Origin of the sequence: Bradyrhizobium sp. PRIMUS42 (assembly GCF_023006515.1) — a bacterium.
GTDB lineage: Bacteria > Pseudomonadota > Alphaproteobacteria > Rhizobiales > Xanthobacteraceae > Bradyrhizobium.
Genome location: NZ_JALBGZ010000417.1, coordinates 1 through 5726 on the forward strand (window position 1 = coordinate 1; position 5726 = coordinate 5726).

The following is a 5726-nucleotide window of genomic DNA, read 5'->3' on the forward strand; positions in this document are numbered from 1 at the left end:
TGAAGCCGGCAAGCTCGCCGACGAGGCCAGCGCCGCGGCGCAGGAAGCCCGCGCCAATGTTGACCGCTTGCGCGAGTCCTCTGCCGCCATCGGCAACGTCGTCAATCTGATCGCGCAGATCGCGCGGCAGACGACGCTGCTCGCGCTCAACTCGACCATCGAGGCCGCACGCGCGGGCTCTGCCGGCAAGGGCTTTGCGGTCGTTGCCACCGAGGTCAAGGCCCTCGCGGTGCAGACCCAAAGCGCGACGGAAGAGATCACGAAGAAGATCGACGCACTCCAGCGCGACGCCGCCGGCTCTGCGGATGCGGTGCACCGCATTTCGCAGGCGATCGAGGCGATCCGCCCGGTGTTCGAGACCGTCAACGGCGCGGTTGCCGAGCAGAACGCCACCACCAGCGAGGTCTCCGGCAATGCCGCCAGCGCCTCGGAGTTCATCGTCTCGGTCGGCGAGAGCGCGGCCGAGATCGATGCCGCGACCAAGGCAGCCGAGAGCCATGGCGAGAACGTCGCCAGTGCCGGCAAGGCCGTCACCACTTTTGCTCAAAAGCTGAAATCGCGCTGCGCCGTGCTGCTCCGCCAGAGCGAGCACGACGACCGCCGCAAGACCGAACGACTGCCCTGCCATCTCAAGTTCGAGAGCGCGCGCGGCGTGATGCCGGTCTATGAAATCTCGATGGACGGCGTGTTGATCGGCGGCGCGGACGCAGGCCGGCTTGCACCGCAAGCGATGATCGAAGGCACGCTCGAACACGTCGGCGCCTGCCGTCTGCGCGTGATCGAGCAATCCAAGGCCGGCGCGCGCGCGCAATTCGCCAGCCCCGATGCCGAGCTCCGCGAAAAGATCGAGGACAGGCTCTGGTCAATCCACGAAGAGAACACGGAGTTCGTCACCCGCGCCATGGAGGCGGGCAACGCGCTGACGATGATATTCGAACGGGCGCTTGCGCGCGGCGAGGTCAAAATCGACGACCTCTTCGACACCGACTATGTCGAAATCGCCGGGACCAATCCGCAGCAATACCGCACGAAATATCTCGATTGGGCCGACCGCGCCCTGCCGCCGTTCCAGGAAGCATTCCTGGCGAAGGACCAGCGCATGGCGTTCTGCGCCATGGTTGACCGCAACGGCTTCCTGCCGGTGCACAACAAGATCTATTCGCATCCGCAGCGGCCGGGCGACGTCGCCTGGAACACAGCCAACAGCCGCAACCGGCGGATATTCAACGATCCGGCGGGGTTGGCGGCCGCACGCAACCTGCGATCGTACCTTGTCCAGAGCTATGCGCGCGACATGGGCAACGGGAACACCGTCATGATGCGGGAGATCGACGTCGCGATCCGCGTGCAGGGCCGTCACTGGGGTGGATTCCGCACGGCCTACAAACTGTAGTGCACGCTCAGGCAAGACGCCGGACGCGAATCATCCCTTAAGATCGAAATTGGAATGGGAATGCCGCCGTGAGCCGGGTTGCGGCTCTGACTGGAGGACTCATCAAACATGTCCGTCGTACAACTTGCCGTCATGGACACCGGCTCCAATCGCACGCTGGCTGAACGGCTGATCGATCAGCTTGCCGACCGCATCGGCGGCCTCGGCGTGGAACTCGCCGACATTGCCGGCAACGTCCAGGAAGTGGCAAACCGCGTCGCAGGTCAGTCGGAACGGTTCCATCATCTGCAGAAGACGGCCGAGACGATGGTCTCGGCCAACCACGACATCGCCAACGCATCGCAGGCCGTGCAAACGACCACGTCCGCGGCGGTCGGCGAGATCGCGCAGTCGCGCAGCGCCGTCGACACCGCGGTCAACCACATCTCCGAGCTGGTCGCGGCGGTGGAGCGCATCGAAGCGCGCCTCAGCGCCGTCGGTTCGGCGCTGGCGCAGGTCGCGAAAGTCTCCGGCTCGATCGAGGCGATTGCGAAGCAGACCAATCTGCTCGCGCTGAACGCAACGATCGAAGCCGCCCGCGCCGGCAACGCCGGCCGCGGCTTTGCGGTGGTCGCAAGCGAGGTGAAGAACCTCGCGGAAGCCACTCGCCAGGCCACGCATCAGATCTCCGACACCGTCCGCGATCTCGACGGCCAGATCGAAGGCCTGATCGGCGAAAGCAGCGACGCATCGCAACGCGCCAAGACCGCCGGGGAAGGCGCCCAGCAGATTTCCGGCATCATCTCGCGGGTCCAGCAGGGCTTTGCCTCCGTGGAGGCGGAGATCGGCAGCGTCACGCGCGCGGCGACCTCCAATCTCGGACATTGCGACACCGTCATCAGCGAGCTGAACGAACTCGCCAAGGGCGTCGACCTCTCCTCTCGCGATCTCAGGAGCGCCGATCAGCGGGTGACAAAGCTGCTCGACACCTCCGAAGGCCTGATCGCGCTGATCGCCGACAGCGGCGTGGAGACATCGGACGCACCGCTGATCCGCGTCGTCGTCGAGACCGCGAAGCGGATCTCGGCCGAGTTCGAGGCCGCGATCGACCGCGGCGATATCACGCTCGACCGGCTCATGGACGAGACATACCGCGAAATTCCCGGCACTGATCCAAAGCAGTACCTCACCAACTATGTCGACTTCACCGATCGCGTGCTGCCCGCGATCCAGGACCCGATCCAGAAATCCGATCCCCGCATCGTATTCTGCGTCGCCTGGGCCAAGGGCGGCTATCTGCCGACTCACAATCCGAACTACCGCCTGCCGCAGGGCAAGGACCCGATCTGGAACAACGCCAATTGCCGCAACCGCCGCCTGTTCACCGATCGCGCGGTGAAGAAGGTCGCGGCGAACACCAAGCCGTTCCTGCTCCAGACCTACCGCCGCGACATGGGCGGCGGACAGTTCGTGCTGATGAAGGATCTGTCCTCGCCGATCGTGATCCGCGGCAAGCACTGGGGCGCCTTCCGGATGGGTTTTCGCCAGAGCTGAGCATCGGCACTCCGGCTCCCTCAAACTAAAAGTTCGAAGACAACCCCATGCACAGTAGCCGGGATTTGCGGGATCAATGGCTTAGGCGCATGCGCCTGGCGCAATGAAATCAGACTCGGTCACCCGTCTCGTCGCTACGCGACGAGCCACCCTCTCCCACAAGGGGCGAGGGTGCACCGTGAATGCCGCGCGAAGAATTCAGCTCAACCAGAACTTCGGCGTCGCCGGCTCCAGCCTTCCACCCACGCGCACCGGCGCAATCTTCAGCGCGAGCCCCGTCGCGTCATCCGTCTCCACGGCGACGCCGCTGAGCGTTGCCGCGCCCGCGGCCGGCTCGAAGCGGCCTGACGGAATTCCCGATGTGAACCGCCGCAGCGGCTCTTCCTTCTGCATGCCGATGATGGAATCATAGTCGCCGGTCATGCCGGCATCGGTCATGTAGGCGGTGCCGCCGCTGAGGATCTGGTGGTCGGCGGTCGGCACATGGGTGTGCGTGCCGACGACGAGGCTGGCGCGGCCGTCGCAGAAGAAGCCGATGCCCTGCTTCTCGCTGCTCGCCTCGCAATGGAAATCGACGACGATCGCATCGGCGGCAACGCCGAGCGGACAGGCCCCGAGCTCGCGCTCCAGCGCGGCAAAGGGATCGTCGAACGGGGTCATGAAGACGCGGCCCAACGCGTTGACGACCAGCGCATGCTTGCCGTTCTTGGTCTCGACCAGTGCGGCACCGCGGCCGGGCGTGCCACGCGGATAGTTAGCGGGACGCACCAGGCGCTCGGCGCGCTCGATGAACACCAGGGCTTCACGCTGGTCCCAGGAATGGTTGCCGAGCGTCACCGCGTCGGCGCCGGCATCGAGAAACTCCTGATAAATCGCTTCCGTGATGCCGAAGCCGCCGGCGGAATTCTCGCCGTTGACGACGACGAAATCGAGCGACCAGTCCTTGACCATGCCGGGCAGATATTCGGCGATGGCGTTCCGACCGCTGCGGCCGACGACATCACCCACGAAGAGAATGCGCAACTTCAGAACTCCGGAAATCGAACACGTCGGATTCGGTTAGCACATAATCCAGCGCGACGTCGTGGGATAGTGCCGGAACCGCCTTGATCTCCTGCGCTGCAAAAGCGAGCCCGATGCCGACGATATTCTTGGCTTTGCGCAAGTGCGCGAAGGTGTGGTCGTAGTGTCCCGCGCCATAGCCGATGCGATGGCCGAGACGGTCGAAGGCCGCGAGCGGCGTCAGCATGATGTCCGGGATGACTTCGGCCGCTGCCGGCGATGGCTCTGGAATGCCGAGCGGACCGAGCATCAGACGATCGTTCGGATGGAAGATGCGGAAGATCAGCGACTGCCCCCGTGCGGTGACGCAAGGCAGCGCCAGCCTTGCCCCCTGCTCCGCGAGCCTCGTGAGCAGCGGCATCGGATCGATCTCGCTGCGGATCGGCGAATAGCCGGAGATGATGCTGCCAGGCAGAAGCTCGAACGGCAGCCCGCGCTTGGCGAGCTTTGCGGCGGCAGCACTGCGCTTCTTCTCGCTCAGCGCGTCGCGCGCCGCGAGGGCTTTGGCACGGAGTTCGGCTTTGGTGTTGGTCATGCGCTTGGTCCCCACGTCATCACCCCCTGTGCGCCCTTGCGCACTGCTGCGGGTGATCCAGTCTTCCGGAGGCGGTGGTGATTCACACAAAGGCCGCGGCGCACTGGATTCCCCGCTCCAGTGCGCGATTGCACACAAGGCGGGGAATGACACCTGTTGAACTGGCCGCAGTCGTTTCGACAGGCACAAACCAAGCAAACAAAAGTGCGAAGCCGCGTACGCCGTTGAAGCACTCGATCCCGGAGTTCCCTACGAAAGTAGGTGGGCACCATATGTCCGGGCCCACGGGCCCGGCCAGGGACAGTTCCCTAAAGGATCGATAAGGCCCCGGGGATATATGGCTCCTGACGCGCGTCGCAGCCTCGCGGAGCCAATGTAACAACGATACTGACGAATCGCCAGCCCGGCGAGAGAGCTGAGCTTCAGCGTAATGAAACGGGCTGCGAGCCACGGCAGAAGCCCGCTCCCTCCCCCGCTTGCGGGGGAGGGTTGGGGAGAGGGTAGCTCCTCAACGGGACAATCCCCTAGAGGAGAGAACCCTCACCCGGCGCTACGCGCCGACCTCTCCCGCACGCGGGAGAGGCGCGTCGCCCGCGGCCAAACCAACCACAACAATTGGCAACCTCTTCCGCGGCCCTACCCGATCGCGATGCCGTTGCCGACGGTCCGGTTCAGGACCTGGGTCGACTTCTCGATGCGTTCGGCCGCCGCGTTCAGCGCGTTCACCACCGCGGTCTGCGTCATCCTGGCGCGCTCGACGGCGGCATTGCGGAAATCGCGCAGCTCGGTCAGCTCCTGCTCCATGGTGCGGACACGGTTGCCGACGTCGACCAGCTCGTCGCAGACGGTCAGCGCCGCCATCACGGTGAGACGCGCATCGCCGATCTCACCGAATTTTCCGCGCAGCGACTGAATCCGTGTCTCCAGGCTTTCGGCGAGCTTGAGTAGCCGCACCTCCTGGCCCTCCTCGCAGGCCATGCGGTATTGCCGGCCGTTGATGGTGACGTTGATGTGGCTCATCCGTCCTCTCCGGTATCGAGCACCGAGCGTATCGTGACGATCGCGGAATCCAGCCGGTCGGAGATCTCGCGATTGGTGCGCTCGAGCTTGCGCGCCTTCACCAGCGCGCCGTCAAGCTCGTCGGCAAGCCGCGAACGGTCGGCGCCGAGCGCCTGAATCCGCGCCGCGAGCTCGTTCTCGTCG

6 protein-coding genes and 1 other RNA gene are annotated in these 5726 nt (G+C 65.0%); 2 read left to right on the forward strand and 5 right to left on the reverse strand.

Annotated features, from left to right (window positions below; all coding sequences use genetic code 11):
* Both MOV75_RS25225 and MOV75_RS25230 read left to right on the forward strand, forming a co-directional pair.
* On the forward strand, positions 1–1393 hold a 1393-nt coding region (locus MOV75_RS25225; RefSeq protein WP_247006797.1), incomplete at its 5' end, for a methyl-accepting chemotaxis protein.
* Positions 1394–1501: 108 nt separating this feature from the next.
* Positions 1502–2926, forward strand: coding sequence for a methyl-accepting chemotaxis protein (locus MOV75_RS25230; RefSeq protein ID WP_247006798.1), 1425 nt, complete (start codon positions 1502–1504; stop codon positions 2924–2926).
* 198 nt (positions 2927–3124) lie between these two features.
* On the opposite strand, the gene MOV75_RS25235 is transcribed toward MOV75_RS25230, so the two are convergent.
* From MOV75_RS25235 to MOV75_RS25255, 5 genes are all read right to left on the reverse strand, one after another.
* Positions 3125–3949 carry a TIGR00282 family metallophosphoesterase gene (locus tag MOV75_RS25235; protein WP_212298306.1) on the reverse strand — a complete coding sequence of 275 codons (825 nt, stop codon included), beginning with the start codon at positions 3947–3949 and terminating at the stop codon, positions 3125–3127.
* A complete protein-coding gene (locus tag MOV75_RS25240; RefSeq protein WP_246929439.1) occupies positions 3927–4523 on the reverse strand; it encodes a 5-formyltetrahydrofolate cyclo-ligase in 597 nt (198 codons plus the stop codon). Before MOV75_RS25240 ends, MOV75_RS25235 begins: the two co-directional genes overlap by 23 nt.
* A 205-nt stretch (positions 4524–4728) precedes the next feature.
* Positions 4729–4889, reverse strand: a non-coding RNA gene (gene ssrS / locus MOV75_RS25245) — 6S RNA.
* 270 nt (positions 4890–5159) lie between these two features.
* Positions 5160–5543, reverse strand: a complete 384-nt coding sequence (locus tag MOV75_RS25250) for a cell division protein ZapA (protein ID WP_028150902.1) — start codon at positions 5541–5543, stop codon at positions 5160–5162.
* Positions 5540–5726: DUF4164 family protein (locus tag MOV75_RS25255; RefSeq protein ID WP_247006799.1), on the reverse strand; the 187-nt coding region annotated here is incomplete at its 5' end. The genes MOV75_RS25255 and MOV75_RS25250, both read right to left, overlap by 4 nt.